This is a genomic window from Pedobacter nanyangensis (assembly GCF_003313505.1).
GTDB classification, from domain to species: Bacteria; Bacteroidota; Bacteroidia; order Sphingobacteriales; family Sphingobacteriaceae; genus Pedobacter; species Pedobacter nanyangensis.
Window position 1 is genome coordinate 582,752 of the sequence record NZ_QMHO01000002.1, and the last position, 21,969, is coordinate 604,720.

At 39.5% G+C, this 21,969-nt stretch carries 20 protein-coding genes and 1 tRNA gene; 16 read left to right on the plus strand and 5 right to left on the minus strand.

Annotated elements, in window-relative coordinates:
* Window positions 1–33: 33 nt before the first annotated feature.
* Entirely contained in the window at window positions 34–585 is a 552-nt protein-coding gene (locus DUT71_RS05595) for a hypothetical protein (protein WP_113661525.1), read from the minus strand.
* Between the two features lie 645 nt (window positions 586–1,230).
* Here DUT71_RS05595 and DUT71_RS05600 point away from each other — a divergent pair.
* The 6 genes from DUT71_RS05600 to DUT71_RS05625 all read left to right on the plus strand — a co-directional run bounded on the left by DUT71_RS05600 (window position 1,231) and on the right by DUT71_RS05625 (window position 6,780).
* Complete coding sequence (locus DUT71_RS05600; RefSeq protein WP_113661526.1) at window positions 1,231–1,779, plus strand: hypothetical protein; 549 nt, start codon at window positions 1,231–1,233, stop codon at window positions 1,777–1,779.
* Window positions 1,780–1,927: 148 nt separating this feature from the next.
* Window positions 1,928–2,953 (plus strand): SIR2 family protein, encoded by a 1,026-nt coding sequence (locus tag DUT71_RS05605; RefSeq protein WP_113661527.1) that lies wholly within the window; start codon window positions 1,928–1,930, stop codon window positions 2,951–2,953.
* Between the two features lie 7 nt (window positions 2,954–2,960).
* Window positions 2,961–4,712 (plus strand): ATP-binding protein, encoded by a 1,752-nt coding sequence (locus DUT71_RS05610; RefSeq protein WP_113661528.1) that lies wholly within the window; start codon window positions 2,961–2,963, stop codon window positions 4,710–4,712.
* A gap of 100 nt (window positions 4,713–4,812) precedes the next feature.
* Window positions 4,813–5,322 (plus strand): hypothetical protein, encoded by a 510-nt coding sequence (locus DUT71_RS05615; protein WP_113661529.1) that lies wholly within the window; start codon window positions 4,813–4,815, stop codon window positions 5,320–5,322.
* Window positions 5,323–5,632: 310 nt separating this feature from the next.
* Window positions 5,633–6,046 carry a hypothetical protein gene (locus DUT71_RS05620; RefSeq protein WP_113661530.1) on the plus strand — a complete coding sequence of 138 codons (414 nt, stop codon included), beginning with the start codon at window positions 5,633–5,635 and terminating at the stop codon, window positions 6,044–6,046.
* 275 nt (window positions 6,047–6,321) lie between these two features.
* Window positions 6,322–6,780 carry a JAB domain-containing protein gene (locus DUT71_RS05625; protein WP_113661531.1) on the plus strand — a complete coding sequence of 153 codons (459 nt, stop codon included), beginning with the start codon at window positions 6,322–6,324 and terminating at the stop codon, window positions 6,778–6,780.
* 127 nt (window positions 6,781–6,907) lie between these two features.
* Here the strand turns inward: DUT71_RS05625 and DUT71_RS05630 are convergent.
* Window positions 6,908–6,981 (minus strand) — tRNA-Arg (locus DUT71_RS05630).
* A gap of 98 nt (window positions 6,982–7,079) precedes the next feature.
* Window positions 7,080–8,255, minus strand: coding sequence for a mannonate dehydratase (gene uxuA, locus DUT71_RS05635; RefSeq protein WP_113661642.1), 1,176 nt, complete (start codon window positions 8,253–8,255; stop codon window positions 7,080–7,082).
* Window positions 8,256–9,073: 818 nt separating this feature from the next.
* Between uxuA and DUT71_RS05640 the strand changes: the two genes are divergently transcribed.
* Window positions 9,074–9,295: a helix-turn-helix transcriptional regulator gene (locus tag DUT71_RS05640; RefSeq protein WP_113661532.1), complete on the plus strand. Its 222-nt coding sequence runs from the start codon at window positions 9,074–9,076 to the stop codon at window positions 9,293–9,295.
* Window positions 9,296–9,310: 15 nt separating this feature from the next.
* On the opposite strand, the gene DUT71_RS05645 is transcribed toward DUT71_RS05640, so the two are convergent.
* Window positions 9,311–10,315 carry an LLM class flavin-dependent oxidoreductase gene (locus DUT71_RS05645; protein ID WP_113661533.1) on the minus strand — a complete coding sequence of 335 codons (1,005 nt, stop codon included), beginning with the start codon at window positions 10,313–10,315 and terminating at the stop codon, window positions 9,311–9,313.
* A 9-nt stretch (window positions 10,316–10,324) separates the two neighbouring features.
* Window positions 10,325–10,627, minus strand: a complete 303-nt coding sequence (locus tag DUT71_RS05650; RefSeq protein ID WP_113661534.1) for an ArsR/SmtB family transcription factor — start codon at window positions 10,625–10,627, stop codon at window positions 10,325–10,327.
* 271 nt (window positions 10,628–10,898) lie between these two features.
* Here DUT71_RS05650 and DUT71_RS05655 point away from each other — a divergent pair, with 271 nt between their 5' ends.
* The 9 genes from DUT71_RS05655 (at window position 10,899) to DUT71_RS05695 (ending at window position 21,761) form a co-directional block, all read left to right on the plus strand.
* Window positions 10,899–11,582 (plus strand): response regulator transcription factor, encoded by a 684-nt coding sequence (locus DUT71_RS05655; RefSeq protein WP_113661535.1) that lies wholly within the window; start codon window positions 10,899–10,901, stop codon window positions 11,580–11,582.
* Window positions 11,583–11,644: 62 nt separating this feature from the next.
* Window positions 11,645–13,006 carry an ATP-binding protein gene (locus DUT71_RS05660; RefSeq protein ID WP_113661536.1) on the plus strand — a complete coding sequence of 454 codons (1,362 nt, stop codon included), beginning with the start codon at window positions 11,645–11,647 and terminating at the stop codon, window positions 13,004–13,006.
* Between the two features lie 80 nt (window positions 13,007–13,086).
* Window positions 13,087–14,346 carry a TolC family protein gene (locus DUT71_RS05665; protein WP_113661537.1) on the plus strand — a complete coding sequence of 420 codons (1,260 nt, stop codon included), beginning with the start codon at window positions 13,087–13,089 and terminating at the stop codon, window positions 14,344–14,346.
* 4 nt (window positions 14,347–14,350) lie between these two features.
* Window positions 14,351–15,445 carry an efflux RND transporter periplasmic adaptor subunit gene (locus tag DUT71_RS05670; RefSeq protein ID WP_113661538.1) on the plus strand — a complete coding sequence of 365 codons (1,095 nt, stop codon included), beginning with the start codon at window positions 14,351–14,353 and terminating at the stop codon, window positions 15,443–15,445.
* 154 nt (window positions 15,446–15,599) lie between these two features.
* Window positions 15,600–18,728, plus strand: a complete 3,129-nt coding sequence (locus DUT71_RS05675) for an efflux RND transporter permease subunit (protein WP_113661539.1) — start codon at window positions 15,600–15,602, stop codon at window positions 18,726–18,728.
* A gap of 210 nt (window positions 18,729–18,938) precedes the next feature.
* Entirely contained in the window at window positions 18,939–19,295 is a 357-nt protein-coding gene (locus tag DUT71_RS05680) for a DUF6370 family protein (RefSeq protein ID WP_205313851.1), read from the plus strand.
* Window positions 19,296–19,373: 78 nt separating this feature from the next.
* Window positions 19,374–20,090, plus strand: coding sequence for a pyridoxine 5'-phosphate synthase (locus tag DUT71_RS05685; RefSeq protein WP_113661540.1), 717 nt, complete (start codon window positions 19,374–19,376; stop codon window positions 20,088–20,090).
* 88 nt (window positions 20,091–20,178) lie between these two features.
* Entirely contained in the window at window positions 20,179–21,090 is a 912-nt protein-coding gene (locus DUT71_RS05690; RefSeq protein WP_113661541.1) for an EamA family transporter, read from the plus strand.
* A gap of 113 nt (window positions 21,091–21,203) precedes the next feature.
* Window positions 21,204–21,761, plus strand: a complete 558-nt coding sequence (locus DUT71_RS05695) for a hypothetical protein (protein ID WP_113661542.1) — start codon at window positions 21,204–21,206, stop codon at window positions 21,759–21,761.
* Window positions 21,762–21,969: the final 208 nt, after the last annotated feature.

Below are 21,969 nucleotides of genomic sequence, written 5' to 3' on the forward strand. Positions count from 1 at the left end.
TTGGGGGTGGCGGTGGAGGTGTTGGTTTGCTCATTATATAGCTTTTATAAGTGAAATCATAATTAAAAGTATTAGACCGATACTCAGAGATATGCACAAAAACAACTTAGCATAGTACAGAGCATTCCCTCGCCTATCATTTACTTTAGTGTTGTTTGTATTGCAATCGACATACCAAACAATTACCCTTTCATTTAGAAGTTCCTGTAATTTTGCTTCACTGTTTTCGGGATGATGTTCATTCGCGTATTTTTCAAGTTCTTTGTAGTCAGTATTATAAACGATGCTGCTTTCTGGGAAAAGACAGTAGCTTCTTTTAAAACCAAAATAAACAACAAACAACATTATAATTGACAAGCTACAACCTATCATAAGCAAAGTCAATAGCAGCCACTTGAAAGTGTTCAATGAACAAGCAATTGATTTTAGCTTGTCGTCGCTACAGATAAAATATATGCCTGCGAATAGCGCTGAAAGGACAGCTATCGGAGTTCCTAATGCACTTTCGTACGATTCCTTTCTATTCAGTTCGTAATCATATTTATCTTTTAAGAGGCTGATTAGTTGCTCTTTACTTCCGTTCATAAATGTAAAACTAATGAAAAACATAGCTGATTTGGTCACCAACTTTTCAACATTCCTAAACTAAGCCTTTCACTCATTTGCTGCTTACCAAGTGGAAAGGCTTCCTTTAGTCATTAGATTGGTGCTTCAACGTTCGTCCTTTCTCTTTACAAGCGGAAGTGCGTACACTTCTTAGCCTGTAGTCCTTAGGTTTGACACTGCGTACCCGATTAGGTAGAAAGGTATTCGTTGCTACTAATGTTTGCATAAGGTACCGCCAAACATTCGTTTGTCACTCCTTATGCTTAAACAAAGCGGCGCAACTCATGGAAACTCTCAGTCTTTAACAAGTTAAATCCCTACGTTTCCCACTCTTCAGCTCACCTGCTGCCTCACAAAGACGTCGCTACGCTTGTGTAAAACATAGCTATAGTCGTGCTACGCACTTTACCTATAGCATCTTTGCTCGATGAGCAGGCGGTGAGCATCATGTAAGCCACATAAAACTGTGTCAAAGCAGATAAAAGTATATATCAATTTGATGGTGAGTAGAATTTTATATACTTTTAACTGTAATTAATAACGCTACTCTTGTTCGCCAACTTACCCAATTCTGGGCAAGCATGCGCTGCATTATAGCGTATTTTACTAGACTCTCACAACCGTATGACAGACATTAATGTAATAAACTCAGTTAAAATAGCTCTTGATACTTTGCTACAGACATCTGACGTTTGGCTATTGAAAAATGATTTAAGTGAACAAAGCGTCTCTCACAGAATTGCTTTTCATTTAGATGCACTGTTTCCGGATTTTAACGTTGATTGTGAATATAATGGCGATATTGATAGAGCTAACAATAGAAAGGCAATCTCAATTCTTAAAAATGAACTTAAACAGTTTGGGCTATTGCGAGGCAAAGAAGCCAGCGACTTAGAGAAGGAATTTACCACAAGAGCTGTTTTCCCCGACATAATTATTCATAAAAGAGGATCCAATGAAAATAACTTATGTATTCTTGAAGTAAAGAAAAGTACGAGCATTGTGGATTATAACTACGACATAATCAAATTACGGGCATATACATCGAATCGATATGATAACAACCTTGTATATCAGATTGGTATTTTTATTGAGGCGATAGTTGGCAAAAACAAACCTTCATTTAATCTGAGATTTTATAAGCACGGAGAAGAAATAGTATTTGAAAAATAAAAGCTGGTAGCTCGGTGTTTCTGTAGGCTTCGATTAAAGTTCAGTTAAATGAGCAGTTTATACTTCGATTTTTGTACTGCCACAAAGCCCAAAACAGTAAAAGTGATACAAACGAATAATGTAAAAATACAAACAGGAAGAAAATTACATGGACTTAGACGCATTACTCAAACAACTGCAATCATGGACAAACAATGTTCCATTGATAATTCTCGGTAGCGGCGCGTCTGTTCCGTTTAGCCTTCCGTCCATGTGGACTCTCGGCGAACATATTAAAAACAATATTGCATTTACAGATGGTGACGACCAAATCCAATTTGAGAGGTTCAAAACTTTATTTGACGCAAATGGTGATTTAGAAGCAACACTTTCTGAACTACATCTAAGACCAAAGGTCTTAGAACAAATTGTATTTAAAACATGGGAGTTGGTAAATAAATCTGATATAGCAGCGTATGAAAAATTTATTTCTAAAACGATAGAATTTCCGTTAACTGAACTAACGGATTATCTTTTGGGAACGGCAGGTAAAAAGTTGTCGATCATTACTACCAACTATGACCGGATGGCTGAATATGCTGCAAGCTTTGCAAAAGCAGTCATTTGTACAGGATATGCACAAAATTACATCGGACATTTTTCGAGCAGCATACATTCAAATAATTTAGCGGTTCTTAAAGGTTATAAAGGTCAGGTTAATATTTGGAAAGTGCATGGTTCTTTGGACTGGTTTAAAACGAAAGATGATGAAGATATTCAGCTCCCACTTCGTCATACAATTCCGGATGACTTTATGCCTTTAATCGTTACCCCCGGTTTGAGTAAATATTACGAAACTCATAATGAACCCTACAGAACAATATTTACCCAAGCAGATAAAGAAATTGAAGAAGCTAATGGTTTTCTTTGTATTGGCTACGGTTTCAATGATATTCATGTTCAACCCAAACTAATAACTCAAATCAAAAACAATAAACCTATCATTGTCTTAACAAAAGAGCTTACACCCAAGACAAAACAATCTATAATTGATAATAAATGTAGACAGTATATTTTAATTGAAGAGGCTAATGCGACTGATACCAGAATATATTCTTCTTCACAGGGAGAGCACATAATTCCTAATGTAAGTTATTGGACACTGGCAGAATATTTAAAACTTATAATCACATAAACGAAAGATGGCAATATTTAAATTTGAAGATCATAATTCAATCGGAACGGTTTTCAGCGTTGACACGGCAACCATTATTGTAAAAGTTGCAGAGCTTGATAAATTAAGAAAACTTCAAGTAAACCATTTGGTTGCAGTGAAAAGTTCAAAAGCAGGGCAACATTTAATCGGTATCATAAATAGGATAACACGGAAAGTTTCAGATGATGAAAAACCTGTTGGTGATGATTTAGGTCTAAGCAATTTCTTGCTAACTGAAAACATTGTTAAAGTAAATTTAATAGGGACTCTTCTTGACAGACATGGGTCAAAAGAAAATGTTTTTAAAAGAACACTTGATACTGTTCCAGAAATCGAAGCACCTTGTTTTCCCATTGAAGGTGACAATATTACAAAATTCATGCATACCATTTCAACTGCAGAAAATTATAAAATACCGCTTTCTATCGGTAAATATTCAATAGATGAAAATGCGGAAGCATTTTTGGATGGAGATAAACTTTTTCAACGCCATGCAGTAATTGTAGGTAGTACAGGTTCTGGCAAATCTTGGTGTGTTGCAAAGCTAATTGAACAAATAGCCAAATTACCAATGGCTAATTGTATCCTTTTTGACATTCACGGGGAATATAGTGGAGCAGATTTTAAAGCAGATGGAATACAGCATTTTAGAGTTGCAAACCCCTCGGATTTAGGTAAAAAAGGTAATCTTGAAAACAATGCATTGATGCTTCCTTATTGGTTGTTGACTTACGAAGAAATGTTGGCTATGTTACTTGACCGAAGCGATAGTAACGCACCAAATCAAGCAATGATATTCTCAAAAACCGTTTTTAACGAAAAAGATAATTTTCTTACTTCTATTAGTGACACCACACTCAAAGGAAGTATTACAATCGACAGTCCTGTCCCTTACAAACTAGAAGATGTCCTTTCAGAAATAAAAAGGTTGGACGAAGAAATGGTACCAGGTGCAAAAGCTGGTACAGAAAAGCAAGGTCCTTTCAATGGGAAGTTGACGAGATTTATTCAACGCTTAGAGGCAAAGAGCCAAGACAAACGCCTAGGTTTTATGTTTCAGATATCAGAGGATGAATTAGATATTGACTGGATGAACAAACTTTGCAATTCCTTGATGCACGGTTCTATTTGCAATAACAAAAAAGCGGGAGTAAAAATAATAGATTTTTCAGAAGTTCCATCTGATGTCCTACCACTTGTAATAGGATTAGTCGCAAGAATAGTCTTTACTGTTCAGCAATGGACGGCGACAGATAAACGCCATCCCATCTGTTTACTTTGTGATGAAGCACATTTATATATACCAGAAAGAACCAGCCAAGATTCAGCAGCTGAGCTTGGACTTAAAAATTTTGAACGTATTGCAAAAGAGGGTAGAAAATACGGAGTAAGCCTTACCGTTATCAGTCAAAGACCTGCAGAAGTAAATAGAACAGTTTTGAGCCAATGCAACAACTTTATTGCTTTGCGCCTTGCTAACGCAGAAGACCAATCTGTCATTAAAAAGCTTTTACCTGATAATTTGGCTGGGTTAACGGATGTGCTACCAATACTTGATATCGGCGAAGCATTAGTAGTAGGAGACGCTTCATTATTGCCAACAAGAGTTATTGTTGGTGAGCCGACTATTAAGCCGCAAAGTGCAACAATAAAATTTTGGAAAGAGTGGAGTAATGAAAAAGCTGAACAAGATGTTGCAGCAGCAGTTGCTGGACTTAGAAAACAATCAAAAGGATGATATTCTAGAGTTAAACGATTAATATCGCATAGAAGCATATCAAATACCCCGACTTTTGGGGTGTTTAGGTAATTGGATATGTGTAATAAAGAAAAATAAAATGAAAGAAAAGATTGTAAGAATACCGGCCAACAACAGTGAAATTACTTTATATGCTTGCTTAGGAGAAGCTTTAATGAAAACTCAAGTAGCTGAACAAGCCTTGAGTCATTCAATTACTCTGAAAAAGAATCCTGACGAAACAAAAGAGCAAGCCGATGAGTTTTTAAAACGTCAACAGCGATATACTTTAGGCCATGCTATTAAAATTGCAAATGAAGAGAAGCTATATAATATATCATTGCTAGAAGATCTAAATGCATTTCTAGTGCAGAGGAATTGGTTAGTTCACAATGTCATCCCAGGAAACGAAGAGGATTTCAATGCAAGAGTTATAAAAAATGAGTTGCTTGATAAAATAGAATCTATTAGGGACAAAGCTGAAGTTATCCATCGTAAGATAGAATACGATTTGATTGATTTTTGTGAATCTAAAGGGAAAGATATGTCTAAAATTAGAGCTGCATTGGAATTGCAAGACCAAGGAATGAGGATTAGAAAGCAATCCTAAGATTGTCTACATCGCTATGTAAAACTGTGCAGTTTACGTTAACTCTTTAAACGCTAAGCCATTTCGTATTGTATTTACATTTTTCTAGCTTATAAAGGATAAGGTTGGAACATAAATAACAGCATCAATACACCTTGCAATGCCCTTCAAACCAACTTCTAATACCATTAAAAAGTTAACAATCTATCTATCAGTTTAATCCAAAAATATGTACAGCCCCCTTAAATAGAGGTATATTACAAAATCTTGGATTCCATAGTTATCATTTAAGTGCTACCTTTAACATTCCATTAGATACCTAAGTCCCGTTATGCAAATACACTTCGATAATATAAATCTGAGCCAAAGCACAGTAGATTACAAACTTATACTCAATAACGACGGCTTAGGTAAACTTATCTTCTCTGGAGTTTATAAGCAAGGAAGTAAGGGCAATGTAGATGGGTACTTTATGGAGGCGGTTGTTAACTGTACTATTAAACATGAGCTTGTTAAATCGCTTATAGTTGATTTACAGGATGTAGATTACACATGGGGAAATACAATTATCAATACAATGTCTTTATTATCGGCTGCTAACATACCAGTTGCTATTATCTATGGTGAAAAAAGCAAAGGAATTGTAAATGGTGATGAAAGCTTCTTCGTAAGGACAGAACTCGAGGCGTTAGATGTCATCAACAGGTTAAGCCTATCCAAAAATCTGTCTAACCCCCTTAAGTAAACGATATTGATTAAATCTTGGATAAATTGATAGATTGATGTTTATTGTTTCTTGTCTGTTTAAAAGGTAGATAGTTGAAATAGAAAAGTCAAAAAAGGAAGTTAATCTATCTATTAATACATTACTCAAAGATAAGCTTGTCCAACCAACACGCTTAAAGAAATTCCGCCATAAACCCACAACTCCCACGCATCAGTCCATTTATTGCGTTGCTTCTTTGCTTAGTTGGTCAGAAAGCTTGCTCTGGTTCCATTATTAATTTAAAATACATTAACATGGAACAGAAAGAACTATTCAAGGTTGCTGAGGTGCAACTGAGTTACAAACCTCATTTCAAAGCACAGGAACGACCACAAATTAACTCCGCTAAGCAGGCTTACGACATTTTACTAAGCCATTGGGATAAGGAATTGATCAATTATTTAGAACAAGCTAAAATGATATTGCTGAATAGGAATAACAGGGTGTTGGGCATTGTAGACTTATCAACTGGAGGTGGAGGTTCAACCGTGATGGATAGCAAAGTGATTTTCAGTGTTGCTTTAAAAGCTACTGCTACTAGCCTGATCATAGCGCATAATCACCCCAGTGGAAACCTCAAGCCATCAAATCAAGATATTACAGTTACACAGAAGTTGGTCAACGCTGCAAAGCTTTTAGAGATGGATATCCACGATCATTTGATTATAAGTGAAAATGGTTACTTTAGCATGGCTGAAGAAGCAATGATATAACGGAATAAACGTGATTCAATTAATTAGATTTATAAACTGCGCGCCAAATGCGCGCCAAATCCGAGAGATATCCTTTAAAAGCTAAAAACAAAAAGGGCTTCTAGTGTTACCTAAAAGCCCTTCGCTGTACCCCCAATAGGATTCGAACCTATGACCTACGGTTTAGAAAACCGGTGCTCTATCCAGCTGAGCTATGGAGGCCCTTACTAAAATGCTAACGACGAGTAGCCGTTTTCATTATGGTGGTGCAAAGATATGATTTCTGCACAATAATCTAAAAAAAGTTGAAAATTCTTTTTCTAATAATTGCCAGTAATGCCCAGTTCCAGTCCACGTAATTCGGCCAATCCACGCAAACGTCCTATGGCTGAGTAGCCAGGGTTGGTTACCTTATTCAAATCATCAAGCATTTGGTGCCCGTGATCTGGCCTAAAAGGGATAGGCTCTATCCGTTTGGCATTTTCGGCAGTTACAGCTTTCATCACTTCGTACATATTTACATCGCCCCCCAAGTGGTCGGCTTCATAGAAATTACCTTCTTCATCTTTAGTTACATTACGAAGGTGCAAAAAGTAAACACGGTCCTTAACCGCTTCAAAAATCTCTACCAAATTATTCTTGGTTCCTGCGCCCAAAGAGCCCGTGCAGTAGCAGATGCCATTAAAAGCCTGATCAACACTACGTAAAATACTTACCAAGTCCTCTTGGGTGCTCGCAATACGAGGCAAGCCTAAAATTGGGTACGGCGGATCGTCGGGATGGATGGTCATCTTGATCCCCAGTTCCGTACAAGTTTCGGCAATACCTGCTAAAAACCAAGCCAAATTTGCCTTCAGCCCATCTTGGCCAATAACTTTGTATTCCTCAATACTGGCACGTAAAGCCTCTAGTTCAATTTCTTTCTCATTAGGGATGCCCATTAGCACATTAATACGCAGTTCATCCAGTTCTGCCTGGCTCATCGCCTCAAATTTTGCTTTAGCCTTTTCAACAATTTGAGGATCATAATCAGCTTCTGCCCCTTCCCTTTCAAAGATGAACAGATCAAAAATGGCCAAATCCGTCCAATTGAAATAAAGTGCTTTTGCGCCATTGGGCATCTCCAGATCAAGCTGTGTACGCGTCCAATCCAATACCGGCATAAAATTATAGCAAACCGTTGTAATTCCACATTGTGCTAAATTTCTTAAGGATTGATTGTAGTTCCGGAGATAATGTTCCGCATTTGGTCTGCGGGTTTTAATGGCCTCATGCACAGGTACACTTTCTACCACGCTCCATTTAAGCCCGGCAGCTTCGATGATGCTTTTGCGTTCCAAAATATCTTCCACAGGCCAAACCTCTCCATGTGGAATATGGTGCAAGGCACTTACAATGCCACTTGCCCCGGCTTGTTTAACATCTTGCAGTGAAACCGGGTCATTTGGACCATACCAACGCCAAGTTTGTAATAATTTATGTTTTTGGTTGCTCATGTTATTTATATATGGACCACCAATATTACATATTTTAGCATACAACCTTGACAACATCGGTTAAAATAGTTACGGAAACGTTATCGTAAACAAAAAATACAAGACTAAGTGTATGGCAGTAAGAAAACCCGCCGCAAATTAAATCATCAAATTATCAGAAACAGAAATAAAAGCGGCGGGCACGGTGGGTTCAACACCGATTCACCTTAAAATGCCCGCAGAAATAAACCTAAGATATGTATGAAAGGCTGCGGGCCAAAAGGTTAACGTTTACGGCCACAAATAGGCCATCAAAGCTGAAATTAAATCAACTATAATATTTTAAATAACCAATCCTTAAGGCATAGTTTTAAATGCCGCACCGGAAAACCGTATTGCCTATTACAAAAATTTACTTACCTTGTGTTTGTGAAGACAACTAAGCAAGAACCCTAAAGTATTAAGCTTTTAAGGACTGGTGCCAAGGAAAATTTAGCCTGCCTTTGATTTTTAGCTCTCTCTCTCATTGGCGCGGCAACAAAATTCACTTGGAGTTTCTTAAACTTACGATGGAGAATTCTTAAAAATGTTTTTCTGGAAAGCTTTCTGTTTCACCTCCCTGATATTGAAGCAGTAAAAGTTGATTTTTTTAGTTTTCATAATGGTTGAATTTTGACCACATGCGGAGTAGATATTTAAAAACATTGCTACAAATTCAACAGTTTCTGCTAAACATTTCTACCAGGAACAAGCCTTACTTGTTTTCGCACTATGGTTAAACAATAATACAAAAAGTTTCTCATTAAACGATAAACTTTTTTTAATTTTTTTTCTCTAAAATGAAGAAAATTAATCGTTTGGACGAAATATTGACAGAAAAAGGCATTTACAATAGGGAAATCGCCAAACTCCTAAACAAGTCAGATCAGACTGTCTCGCGATGGATCAACAACCACCGGCAGCCTTCGGTTACCGATTTATATGAAATTGCGAAATATTTGAAGATAGATATTAGAGACCTTCTTTATCCAAGCGAGTGGGTAAAAAAGGCCTCAAAGTGATTGGAGCTGCTGAACTTATTTTAAAGTTTCGGCTACAATTTCATAAGATCTTAGTCTTGCTTGTTGGTCGTAAATATGAGAGGTAACCATTAGCTCGTCAACTTGGGTATGTTTTAAGAACGATTGAAGTTGTTCTTTCAGTTTATTGGGACCGGCAATAAAGGTAAAATCCAACATTTGCTCTACCGCCGCCTCTTCCATATCGCTCCAAATACCATCCATACTATCTACTGGTGGCTGCAACAAACGGCGCTTATTGGTTACAATGCCCATAAATAACATTTTCAAAGAGGTTGATAGCTTTTCTGCTTCCTGATCGGTATCTGCGGCAACCACATTTACACAAGAAAGCACGTAAGGTTTCTGCAAAACATCGGATGGTCTAAAGTTTTGACGATAGATTTGGATAGCTTCAAAAAAATGGGTTGGTGCAAAATGACTGGCAAAAGCATAAGGCAAGCCATAAGAAGCGGCTAAATGTGCACTCTCCGTACTCGATCCCAAAATCCAGATCGGCACATTGGTGCCTTCTCCTGGAATAGCCCTTACCCTACTGTCGTAATTATCATCGCCTAAATATTTTTGCAACTTAAGCACATCTTGCGGAAAGTTTTGTGGCGAATGAAAGCGCTCGCCTCTAATTTCAAAGGCGGTCAATTGATCGGTGCCTGGCGCTCTGCCCAAACCTAGGTCTATCCGGCCAGGATAAAGCGTAGCCAATGTTCCAAATTGCTCCGCTATTATTAACGGCGTATGATTGGGCAGCATAATTCCGCCAGAACCTACTCTAATGGTATTGGTATGGCCTGCAATGTGGCCAATTAACACCGAAGTTGCCGAACTGGCCACACTGATCATGTTGTGATGTTCGGCCAACCAATAGCGCTTGTAACCTAACTTTTCGGCATGTTGGGCCAAACTAACACTATTATTAAAGGTATCGGCAATGGTATGTCCTTCTATAACGCCTGCCAAATCTAATACAGAATAAGGCAATGCTGATAATTTTTTTTCGCTCATGTGTTCTTTCTATAAAGTATCGATCAGGTTGCCTAAAGTGGCAATGGTTTCTTCGTTACGCTTGTAATAGGTCCACTGCCCTACCCGAGTGGCTGAAACCAATCCCACCCGATGCAATGTTGAGAGATATTCGGAAATGGTAGATTGCGTTAAGCCCGATTTCCTTTGGATATAGCCTACGCAAACGCCAACATCTGCTGATCCGCATGCGGGTTCATAATCTGGAAAATGCTCCTCTGGCGACTTTAGCCAGGTTAAAATCTGCAACCTAGTTTTATTTGCCAATGCTTTAAATAGCGCTACCTGATCCATGGCACAAAGATATATCGACTTTTTCCGATATTCCAATAATGGGTAGCAGAGATGACATAAGGGAGATAAATTAGGGATGGGCAGTTCCGCTATTTTACCGTCATTGGGAGTTACAACCTGTCCAGATTATTTGGAGAAGCAATTCTCATAAGCTTTAGCAGACAGATTCGCCAAACGCTAAACGCCAATCCATTAACCCTTATCCAATCATCAAATTATTTCATTAGCCAATTGTTTACTACTTTTGGACCAAACCCTAATCTACAAGCACATGTACAAAATTGGACTGGCCGAAGATGACCCAAAGATTGCCTTGCTGATTAAAAGTGGCTTAGAAGAACATGGCTACCAAGTAAGCACCTATCCTGATGGACAAAGTGCGCTAAATGCCTTTCAATCTGAAAATTTTCAGCTACTCATTTTAGATGTCATGATGCCTAAAATGAGTGGCATAGCCATTTGCCAGCAGTTACGTGAGCAGCAAAACCATACGCCAATTTTAATGCTTACCGCTTTGGGCACCATAGATGATAAAGTAAACGGACTAGCTACGGGTGCCGACGACTACCTGGTGAAGCCTTTCCATTTTAGGGAGCTACTGGCCAGGATTGAAGCTTTGCTACGTAGGCAAAACTTTGCTGAAACAAATAAACAGCCCAACAACCATTTACAATTTGAAGATTTAGTCTTAAACATCCAAAGCAAAGAAGTGAAAAGAGATGGGATACTTATTGAGCTTACAGCAAAGGAGTTTCATCTGCTCGAATTATTTTTGAGAAACCCCAACCGCCTACTTTCTCGTCAGTACATTGCGCAACAGGTTTGGGAAGTGAATTTTGATACTGGCACTAATGTAGTAGACGTATATATCAATTTTTTACGCAATAAAATAGAAAAGGGATTTGAACGAAAACTCATCCACACCAAAATTGGAATGGGTTATATCCTGAAATAGCTTCTATCCAGCTACAAGCCCCTTAAAACAGGAATGCCTATCTTTGCTGCCACAACCATAAAATGAAGATAAAAGACCGCTTAGCCCTTTACTTTACTCTAATTAGCACTACGGTACTGTTGGCAGTGCTGTTTGCGGTCTATTTTATTTTCATTAAATTTCTGGAAAGCGATTTTTATGACAGGCTTAACGACAGGGCTTTTATCAACGCCAAATTATATCTCGAAGCGGATGAAATTTCCGCCGACTCTTTAAGGCGGGTGAAGATTGCCTACTTGGAAACCTTGAATGGCGAGGTTGTCCGTATTTATGATAGCAAGAATAGACCTCGTTTTATTAAAGACCAGCAGCAGTTTTGGACCAGCGACGTCATTAACCAAGTGCGTAAAGTAGGTAAAGTAAGATTTAAGGACGGCATGCGGCAAACCGTTGGCGTTTTTTACAAGGACAACCAAGGTGATTTCGTTATTCTCGCATCAGCCATTGACCAAAGTACCTATTCGCGGATCGGCAAGTTACGCATCAGCATGATTGCAACCTTTTTTGTAATCGCCATTGGGCTATTGTTATCATCCAGATGGATAGCCAACCGCATTTTAAAGCCATTGAATGTATTCATTTCCGATGTCAAAAACATCAAATCCAATAACTTAAATTATCGTGTACAGGAAGGGAACAACAAAGATGAAATAAACCTGTTGGCACAAAACTTCAATCAGCTAATGGACCATTTGGAGCAGGCTTTCATCCTTCAAAAAACCTTTGTGGCCAATGCCTCTCATGAGCTAAGAACACCCATCACCAGCTTACTGATGGAGGCAGAAATTGCCCTAAACCAACCCAGAAGCACAGAAGAATACCAAAAAATCTTAAAATCCGTGATTGAGGACGTGGATAAAATGAATGCCACCATTAACAGCCTTTTAAGTTTGGCACAAGCCGATTTGGAACTGGGCAATTTACAGACCAATAGTATTAGGATAGATGAGCTTTTATGGCGGCTGAAAACGGAATGGCAGCGAAGAAATGCGGGAAAAGCTACCTTGCACATCCAAATGGAAAACCTGCCAGCGCAAAGCGAAAAACTGACCATTGTTTTCAACCAGCCGCTGCTGGAAATTGCTTTAAACAACATCATCGCCAATGCTTTTAAATTTTCTCACCAGCAAGATGTTGATTGTATATTAAGTACGGATGAGTTGGGACTTGAAGTTGCCATTAAAGACCAAGGCATGGGTATCCACCAAGACGATGCTTCGCAAATCTATCAACCGTTTTATACCTCCAGTAAGGAAAATATGCCGAAAGGAAATGGCATGGGCTTATACATGGCCCATAAAATTATCTCGCTGGCCAAAGGCGAACTCAGCTTCAAGTCTACCGAGCAAGGCACTACCTTTTATATTCGGTTTGCCTATCCATAAAGCTATAAATAGCTGTTTTTAATGGCTTTTTAATTTCGATTTAATTCGCGTTTAATTCCTTCGGAATAGCTTTGGCGGCAATGAAAATAAAGCTATTTTTTTTATGCTGCTTTTTAGCATGCGCCCATTTGGTTGTCGCACAGGATACGCTCAAGCTAAGTATTTCTGATGCCGAAAAGCGTTTCCTGGCCAACAACTATCAGCTTTTATTGGCCAAATACGAAATAGAACAGGCCAAAGCTGACGTAATTACCGCACGGCTTTTCGACAACCCAGAAATCAGTCACGAGAACCTTTTCTATAACCACGAAACCAAACGTTTTCTCGAAACTTCTTTTGCAACGGGGCAGTTCAACACACAGATTTCGCAGTTGTTTAAGTTGGCTGGCAAACGTAACAAGCAAATCAAGCTGGCGCAAACTGCGGTTAAAATGGAAGAGTACGAGTATTACGACCTGATGCGCACGTTACGCTACCAACTTCGCCATAACTTTTTCAAACTTCACGGCTTGCAGCAATCTGTTAAAACCTACAGCCTACAAATCAAGGCATTGGAGCAACTGTTGCAGGTTTCGAATAAACAATTGGCCCTGGGCAATATCGCCCAAAAAGATATTATCCGGATCAAATCGCTATTGTACAACTTGCAGGTAGAGCGCCAGCAAATGCTGGCCGAAATTGCTGATTTAGGCACTGAACTAAAGCTTATCACTCAAATCAGTCCAAACATGGTGATAGAAACCGTTTTAGAAACCGATCGTCCAAAGCAAACCACGCTCCTTCCCTACGCTACCTTATTAGATTCGGCCATGAACAACCGGGTTGACCTTAAAAACTCGCAAATGGCCATTACCTATGCACAACAAAACCTCAGGTTACAAAAAGCTAATGCCATTCCCGATGTACAGCTTTCGCTGGCTTATGATTTGAAAGGGAATTATCCTGAAAAATATACGGGGATTGGAATCAGCATGCCTATTCCTTTGTTCAACAGAAATCAGGGAGAAATTAAAAAGGCCAAAATAGCCATCGAAGCACAGCAAGCAACACATCAGCAACTAGAAAACGCTTTGGCTAATGAGGTTTTTAAAGCTTACCAAAATGCCAGCCGTGTAGAAGAACTTTACGCTAATATGGATAATAATTTTGGCGCCGACTACCAAAAACTCATTGACGAGGTGACCATCAACTTTAGCAAAAGAAATATCAGCTTATTAGAATTCCTAGATTTTTACGAGGCCTACAAAGACCACGTTTTACAATACAACCAACTACTTTTTGAGCGCAACAATGCCAAGGAGGAAATCAACTTTGTTACCGGAACCAGCATATACAAATAACAGCATGTCTAATATTACATCATCAAAAAAATACTTCTTCATCCTCTCATTAACAGGTTTAATGGCACAAAGCTGTACGAATAAAAATGCCCCTGAGAGTAAAGAACAGTTCGAAATCACCGACTCTCTGCTCAGTAAGCTTATGATTGATACTGTACAATCGGCCAATAACCGAACTGATTTGAACTTTTCGGCCAAAATTACGGCTAACGAAGACCTACAAGCCTCGGTATATCCCATGGTGAGTGGTATTGTAGGCAACGTGAATGTAAAAATTGGCGACAGGGTTAGCCGTGGACAACTATTGGCCACTGTAAACAGTGCAGAAATGATTGGTTTCGACAAAGAAGTAGTAAGTGCCAATGCCGAGTTAAAAAATGCGGAAAGGGCATTGAGACAAGCGGAAGAGCTTTATAAAGGAGGTTTAACCTCTGCCAGAGAAATGGAAGAAGCACAAAACGACTTCGTAATCAAAAAAGCGGAATTGCAAAGAGCCAAAAGCGTGCTAAAGCTAAATGGCGGCCACGGTAAAGGTGCTTATCAAATTACTTCGCCCATTAGCGGCTATGTTGTAGAGAAAAACTTGAACAGCCACATGCAATTGCGCCCCGACCATGAGGGGGTGGTTTTCAAAATTGCCGATTTATCCAGCGTTTGGGCAGTCATCAATATTTACGAATCGGAACTTGGCATGCTCAAAGAAGGCGATGCCGTAGAAGTATCTGTATTGTCGTACCCAGAGAAAATGTACCCTGGTAAAATCGAGCGTATTTACCAAACTATCGATAACGAAAGCAAGGTGATCAATGCTCGTGTAAGCATCAGTAATAAGGATTTGAGTTTAAAACCTGGCATGATGGCTACGGTAAAAGTGATGGCAAAGTCAGACATTAACCTGCCTTCCGTAAATCCACAGGTGGTTATTTTCGACGAGAATAAAAACTACGTGCTGGTGCTTGATGACAAACAGAAAGTACGCATTCAAGAAATAGAGATTGGCCGTAAAACCAGTAATCGTACTTATGTAAGTAAAGGTTTAAATCCAGGCGACAAAGTCATTGCCTCTAAGCAGGTATTCCTTTTTGAAAGTTTGAAATAATCTTGTAGTTGCCTTGCTAACTGATGCTCACCTGTAGCGAAGCGAAAAGCTACGAAGTAAAACGAGTTCAGCATAACGAAGTGTCGATTTACCGTCACCCTGAATTCATTTCAGGGGCTGTTTCACTAGAGTCGATTTTTAAAAATAATCCCACATGAACAAGTTCATCAAAACCATTATCGGGTTTTCCCTAAAAAATAAATACTTTATTTTCTTTACCACGTTCATCCTCATTTTGGCGGGCTATCTCAGTTTCAAGAAAACCACCATTGAGGCCTTTCCCGATGTCACCAATACCAGTGTTACCATTATTACGCAATGGCCTGGCAGAAGCGCCGAAGAAGTAGAGAAATTTGTAAGCCGTCCGCTGGAAATTGCCATGAACCCTACGGAAAAACGGACCAGCATCCGCTCCTCTTCCCTTTTTGGCCTATCCATTGTGAAGGTTACTTTTGACGATGAGGTAGATTACGCTTTTGCACGGGTGCAAATCAACAACCATATTGAGGAAGCAGATTTACCTGATGGCGTACAGCCCGAGGTTCAGCCCCCTTATGGGCCTACTGGCGAAATTTTCCGATACACGCTTACCAGCGATAAAAAAAACATCCGGGAACTTAAAACCATTCAGGATTGGACTATTCAACGTGAATTGTTGTCCGTTTCAGGCATAGCCGATGTAGTGAGTTTTGGTGGCGAAGTAAAAACCTACCAGATTACCGTTGACCCGCAAAAAGCCATTCAATACAACATTAGTGCAACCGAACTTTTTGACGCTGTTTCCAAAAGCAACATTAACGTTGGTGGCGATGTGATTGTACAAGGTGGACAAGCCTATGTGGTACGTGGCATTGGCGTACTCAACAATATTGAAGAGATTAAGAATGTAGTGGTAGACAACTACAATGGCACACCGATTTACGTAAAAACCATTGCAGAAGTAACCGAATCGGCACTGCCGCGTTTAGGACAAGTGGGCAGAGATTACGACCCCGATGTGGTAGAGGGCATTGTGGTGATGCGCAAAGGCGAAAACCCGAGCGAAGTGATTAAAAAACTGAAAGTAAAGATTGAGGACATCAACAACAACATCCTACCTGATGATGTGAAAATCAAAGCCTTTTACGACCGCGAAGATCTGGTGAATTTTGCTACCCATACCGTAATGGGCAACATGTTCGAGGGCATTTTGTTTGTTACGGTGATTGTGTTTCTTTTCATGGCCGACTGGCGGACTACACTCATTGTATCGGTAGTTATTCCTTTGGCCCTATTGTTTGCCTTCATCTGCCTAAAACTAAAGGGGATGTCGGCCAATTTACTTTCTATGGGTGCTATCGACTTTGGAATCATCATAGATGGCGCCGTGGTAATGGTGGAAGGCATTTTTGTAGTGCTCGACCATAAAGCCAAAGCCGTGGGCATGGAAAAGTTCAACAAAATCAGCAAGCTAGGCCTCATCAAAAAGGCTTGTTTAGAAAACGGAAAAGGGATTTTCTTTGCCAAACTGATCATCATTACAGGTTTGATGCCCATCTTCACCTTCGAAAAAGTAGAAGGTAAAATGTTTTCGCCTTTGGCCTGGACCTTGAGCTTTGCCCTATTGGGAGCCTTGTTACTTACCTTTACTTTAGTACCAGCCATGGCCAGTATGCTCCTTAAAAAGAACGTAAGGGAAAAACATAATTTCTTTCTGGAATTTGTCACCAAGCATACCTTAAAAATTTACGATAAATGCTTTAAATTCAAAAAAATAGCATTCGCAACCTCAATTGTCATTTTAATTATCGGCGTAGTGAGTTTCAAGTTTTTGGGAAGTGAATTTTTGCCGAATTTAGATGAAGGTTCCATTTACGTTCGTGCTACTGGCCCACTCAGTATTTCATTGGATGAAACCAAAAAGCTATCCAACGATATGCGTAAAATCTTCTTAAGTTTTGAAGAGGTAAAACAGGTACTCTCCCAAACCGGACGTCCTAACGATGGTACTGATGCCACTGGTTTTTACAACATGGAATTCCACGTAGACATTTACCCAAAAAAGGAATGGAAGCGCAAACAAACCAAGGAACAGCTGATTGAACGTATGCAGGAAAAACTGAAAGGATTTCCAGGCATTAGTTTAAACTTCTCCCAACCTATTTCAGATAATGTGGAAGAAGCCGTTTCGGGGGTGAAAGGTTCTATTGTAGTGAAACTGTTCGGTGATAATTTCGAATATATTGAGCAGGAGGAAGAAAAAATTTACAACATCCTTAAAACCGTTGATGGTATTGAAGATTTGGGGATCTTAAGGAACTTAGGTCAACCAGAGCTACAAATAGACCTTAGTCAACGCAAAATGGGCTTATATGGCGTAAGTACCGCCGATGCCAATGCGGTAGTAGAAATGGCCATTGGTGGTAAAGCGGCTACCCAAATTTACGAGGGCGAGAAAAAATTTGATTTGGTCATTCGTTATCCGGAAGATTTCAGGAACGACGAAACAGCCATTGCCAACCTACGCGTGCCTACCATTTCGGGCTCAAAAGTACCACTGGGCGAAATTGCCCGCATCAAAAAAATCACTGGCCCCAGCATGATTTATCGTGACAAACACACCCGCTACGGCGCCATCAAATTCTCTATCCGTGGTAGGGATATGGGAAGTGTAATTGCCGAAGCACAACAAAAAGTAAACGCAGCCATCAAGTTGCCAAAGCCATACCGTTTAGAATGGGCAGGAGACTTTGAAAATCAGCAAAGGGCAAGCAAGCAGCTTTCCCAAGCAGTTCCTATTAGTTTATTACTGATTTTCTTTATCCTGTTCATTTTATTCGGCAATGCCAAAGACTCCCTGCTAGTACTTAACAACGTACCTTTTGCCATGATTGGTGGCATCCTAGCCCTACTCGCCGCAGGTATCAACTTTAACATCTCGGCAGGGATAGGATTTATTGCCCTGTTTGGGATTTGCGTACAAAATGGCGTAATCCTGATCACCAAGTTCAAAAGCAACATTGCCGAGCTTAAACACCATCCCAGTTGGACTTTTGCCGATGCCGTGAAAGATGGCGTTGCCAATCGTATGCGACCCGTAATTATGACTGCCTTAATGGCCGCCATTGGGCTGCTGCCAGCAGCACTTTCCACGGGGATAGGTTCCGAAGCCTCCAAGCCGTTAGCGGTAGTAGTCATTGGAGGTTTAATCACCAATACTTTATTTAATTTATTTGTATATCCTATTGTTTTTTATTGGAGTTACCGAAAGAAAGTTAAACATTTACAGCAGGTGATTAGTTAGGGCTAACCTTTGCGTTCTTTGCGAATACTTTGAAACTCTTTGCGGTTAAATTTTAACGCGAAGGAAAAAGAAGAGTGACGCAAAGAACGCAAAGATGTTTCGTCGTTAAAAAGCAAGCATTCAACCATAACCAGATGTATTTGACGAAAATCATTCATTACTATTTAATATTTACCATATTTGTAGATATCATGAACTAACCACCAAAAAATGAAAAAATTAAGCTTACTGATATTATTTGCAAGTTTTGCCTTTTTCGCAAATGCACAAACCACCCCTAGTAAAGCAGCGGCTCAAAAAATCGAGAAAAAAGCCGTTGAAGTAGCCTGCGGCGAATGTATGTTCAAAATGCCGGGCAAAGGCTGCGACCTGGCCATAAAAATTGATGGTGCAACCTACTTCGTTGACGGCAGAAAAATTGACGATTTCGGGGATGCCCATGCTGACGATGGTTTTTGCAATGCCGTTAGAAAAGCAGTAGCTACCGGCGAAGTGGTAGATGGCAGATTTAAAGCAAAATCAATCCAATTGGTAGAAGAAAAGAAAACTTCCAAACCAAAACCATAATCATTACAGCCGCAGATGCGCCGATTTTAGTTTGAATTTTTTATCCGTGTATCTGTGGCTAAACCATATCTTTGTGGCATGACAAAGTTATCGGTTAACATCAATAAAATAGCCACTTTACGCAATAGCAGAGGCGGCAACAACCCTGATTTGGTAAAAGTAGCCCTAGATTGTGAACGTTTCGGTGCGCAGGGCATTACAGTACATCCCCGCCCCGATGAGCGACATATCCGTTACCAAGATACTTTTGATCTTAAGGCTGTTATTGCTACAGAATTTAACATAGAAGGCAATTGCAGGGAGCAAAAATTTGTAGACCTTGTATTGGCCAACAAACCCGCTCAAGTCACTTTAGTTCCAGATGCAGAAGGCCAAATTACCTCTAACCATGGCTGGGACACCATTAAACACCAGGATTATTTAAAGGAGATGGTGGCTGTATTTAAAGATGCAGGTATCCGTGTTTCTATTTTTGTTGATCCCGTAGTGGAAATGGTTGAAGCGGCCGTAAGTACTGGAACCGATAGAATTGAACTTTATACCGAAGCTTACGCCCAGCACTACCATATCGATAGAGAAAAAGCCATTGCTCCTTACCTAGCGGCAGCCATTAAAGCCAACCAACTAGGCCTTGGACTTAACGCAGGACACGATTTGGATTTGCACAACCTGAAATATTTTGCAAAAACCATCCCTAATTTACTAGAAGTTTCCATTGGCCATGCCTTAGTAAGTGATGCCCTTTATTTAGGATTAGAAGAAACCATTAAACGTTATTTGGCACAACTTAATTAAGGACCAGGAGTTAGCGATTAGTGGTAGTAATTAAAACTAATATCCGATCTCTCAACAGTTTAAATTTCAACTCTTAATTTTCAACTTAATGCTTAGAGGCATTTTATTAGTTCTATTTGGCGCTTGTAGTTTTGGTATACTTTCCACCTTTGTAAAACTGGCGTACAAAGAAGGCTATACCCTTGGCGACGTGACAGGTACACAGGCGCTATTTGGCGTGATCCTTTTGTGGAGTGTTTATTTTATCCAGCGCAAAACGCAAAGCAAAGATCAGCCAAAACCTATTATTAAAACACATTGGCTTAAACTGATCTTGGCAGGCACTTTTACTGGATTGGTGAGTTTAACCTATTACCAATGTGTAAAGCTAATCCCTGCTTCTGTAGCCATTATTTTGTTGATGCAATTTGTTTGGATCAGCTCCTTATTAGCGTTTATTTTCTTTAAAAAGATACCTAGCAAACTTCAAATATTAGCCATTATTTTCATTTTGATTGGCACTGTTGCCGCTAGTGGTTATTTCGAACATTCAGGTAGCGAACTTAAGCTACTTGGCATAGGCTATGGGCTGGTAGCCGCACTTTGCTATGCCATATTCCTATTGTTCAACGGCAATTTGGGCAACGAATATCCACCCATTCAGAAAAGTGCGCTGATGATTACGGGTGCATGTATTTTAATTTTTGTTGTACTGCCACCCAATTTCCTAATCAATGGAGCTTTAGGGGGCAGTTTATTTAAATGGGGATTGATTTTAGCAGTGTTCGGTACCGTAATCCCTCCTTTGTGTTTTGCCTCGGGCATTCCTAAAATTGGCTTAACTTTAAGCTCTATCCTAAGCTCTGCCGAACTTCCGGTAGCGGTGAGCATGTCGGCTTTGGTGTTACATGAAGAAGTTAGTTTTATCCAATGGATTGGTGTTTTGATTATTTTATCATCCATGATTCTTCCAAATTTGGAAAATTTAAAGAAGGCGAATAACTTTAAAAGAAAAACTTAAATTTAAAGACTCCTCCCCCTGCCCCCTCAAAGAGGGGGATATGCATTTTGCTTAGGCATCTAGTGTCTCCCTTTGGAGGGAGAATTAAAGAGGGAGGATTAAAATAAAACGCTATGAAAAAGACCATATTAGCAGCATTATTAGCCACTACCATATTTGCCTGTAAAAACACTTCTACCATTAATACAGATGAAGCTGGAAAAGTAATCACCACTTACCTGAAGGGAAATCCGGAGTACAAAACCACCAAGTTCGATTTTGGGGAACTCAAGTTCAATAGCGAAAAGGAATATGCGGAACTGGAAAATTATCGCCAATTGGCGGATGAAGGCTATATTACCCTAACTTTGCTTAGCTCTAAAAAGAAATTCTTATCCAAAGACAGCAGCTATGTGTACAGTGCAAAACTTACCCAAAAGGCCAGCGAGTTTGTACTGAAACAAGATGCTAATCAAGCTACGGTTAAAGCGGTAACTTATGAACTCACCGACGAAAAACCTGTAGACTTTTCCAAAGTGAACGATGCTACGGCCAAAGTAACGGTATCCTTAAAAAAGACGAATACGCCCTTTGCTCCCTTCCAAAGAAAACCTGAGGAAAATAGTGAGTTTTTAACTAAAACCTATCGTTTGAAATATGATAAGGAAGAGGGTTGGAAAGTGAGGAAATAGTTTTTTTTTACGAGTTAGGTATTGGGGACAAGTAATTAGTTTTAAGGATTAGAAATGCTGTCCACCATTTCGACTGTAGCAAATTAATGTTGTAAGATTGCTTCGCAAAGCTCGCAATGACGCTCCTATTTTCGTTTCTACAATATCACACCAAACGTTGTAAACTAAACCTGATAGCAACGGAAATACTTTTTGTTGTACTCACTCG

What these genes read in the sequence shown, in the direction of transcription:
- DUT71_RS05610 (WP_113661528.1), top strand. Translation starts at nt 2,961, where the DNA reads ATGGCAATATTTAAATTTGAAGATCATAATTCAATCGGAACGGTTTTC.
- DUT71_RS05655 (WP_113661535.1), top strand. Translation starts at nt 10,899, where the DNA reads ATGTACAAAATTGGACTGGCCGAAGATGACCCAAAGATTGCCTTGCTG.
- DUT71_RS05625 (WP_113661531.1), top strand. Translation starts at nt 6,322, where the DNA reads ATGGAACAGAAAGAACTATTCAAGGTTGCTGAGGTGCAACTGAGTTAC.
- DUT71_RS05615 (WP_113661529.1), top strand. Translation starts at nt 4,813, where the DNA reads ATGAAAGAAAAGATTGTAAGAATACCGGCCAACAACAGTGAAATTACT.
- DUT71_RS05605 (WP_113661527.1), top strand. Translation starts at nt 1,928, where the DNA reads ATGGACTTAGACGCATTACTCAAACAACTGCAATCATGGACAAACAAT.
- DUT71_RS05690 (WP_113661541.1), top strand. Translation starts at nt 20,179, where the DNA reads ATGCTTAGAGGCATTTTATTAGTTCTATTTGGCGCTTGTAGTTTTGGT.
- DUT71_RS05660 (WP_113661536.1), top strand. Translation starts at nt 11,645, where the DNA reads ATGAAGATAAAAGACCGCTTAGCCCTTTACTTTACTCTAATTAGCACT.
- DUT71_RS05595 (WP_113661525.1), bottom strand. Translation starts at nt 585, where the DNA reads ATGAACGGAAGTAAAGAGCAACTAATCAGCCTCTTAAAAGATAAATAT.
- DUT71_RS05650 (WP_113661534.1), bottom strand. Translation starts at nt 10,627, where the DNA reads ATGGATCAGGTAGCGCTATTTAAAGCATTGGCAAATAAAACTAGGTTG.
- DUT71_RS05675 (WP_113661539.1), top strand. Translation starts at nt 15,600, where the DNA reads ATGAACAAGTTCATCAAAACCATTATCGGGTTTTCCCTAAAAAATAAA.
- DUT71_RS05665 (WP_113661537.1), top strand. Translation starts at nt 13,087, where the DNA reads ATGAAAATAAAGCTATTTTTTTTATGCTGCTTTTTAGCATGCGCCCAT.
- DUT71_RS05620 (WP_113661530.1), top strand. Translation starts at nt 5,633, where the DNA reads ATGCAAATACACTTCGATAATATAAATCTGAGCCAAAGCACAGTAGAT.
- DUT71_RS05645 (WP_113661533.1), bottom strand. Translation starts at nt 10,315, where the DNA reads ATGAGCGAAAAAAAATTATCAGCATTGCCTTATTCTGTATTAGATTTG.
- DUT71_RS05600 (WP_113661526.1), top strand. Translation starts at nt 1,231, where the DNA reads ATGACAGACATTAATGTAATAAACTCAGTTAAAATAGCTCTTGATACT.
- uxuA (WP_113661642.1), bottom strand. Translation starts at nt 8,255, where the DNA reads ATGAGCAACCAAAAACATAAATTATTACAAACTTGGCGTTGGTATGGT.
- DUT71_RS05680 (WP_205313851.1), top strand. Translation starts at nt 18,939, where the DNA reads ATGAAAAAATTAAGCTTACTGATATTATTTGCAAGTTTTGCCTTTTTC.
- DUT71_RS05685 (WP_113661540.1), top strand. Translation starts at nt 19,374, where the DNA reads ATGACAAAGTTATCGGTTAACATCAATAAAATAGCCACTTTACGCAAT.
- DUT71_RS05640 (WP_113661532.1), top strand. Translation starts at nt 9,074, where the DNA reads ATGAAGAAAATTAATCGTTTGGACGAAATATTGACAGAAAAAGGCATT.
- DUT71_RS05670 (WP_113661538.1), top strand. Translation starts at nt 14,351, where the DNA reads ATGTCTAATATTACATCATCAAAAAAATACTTCTTCATCCTCTCATTA.
- DUT71_RS05695 (WP_113661542.1), top strand. Translation starts at nt 21,204, where the DNA reads ATGAAAAAGACCATATTAGCAGCATTATTAGCCACTACCATATTTGCC.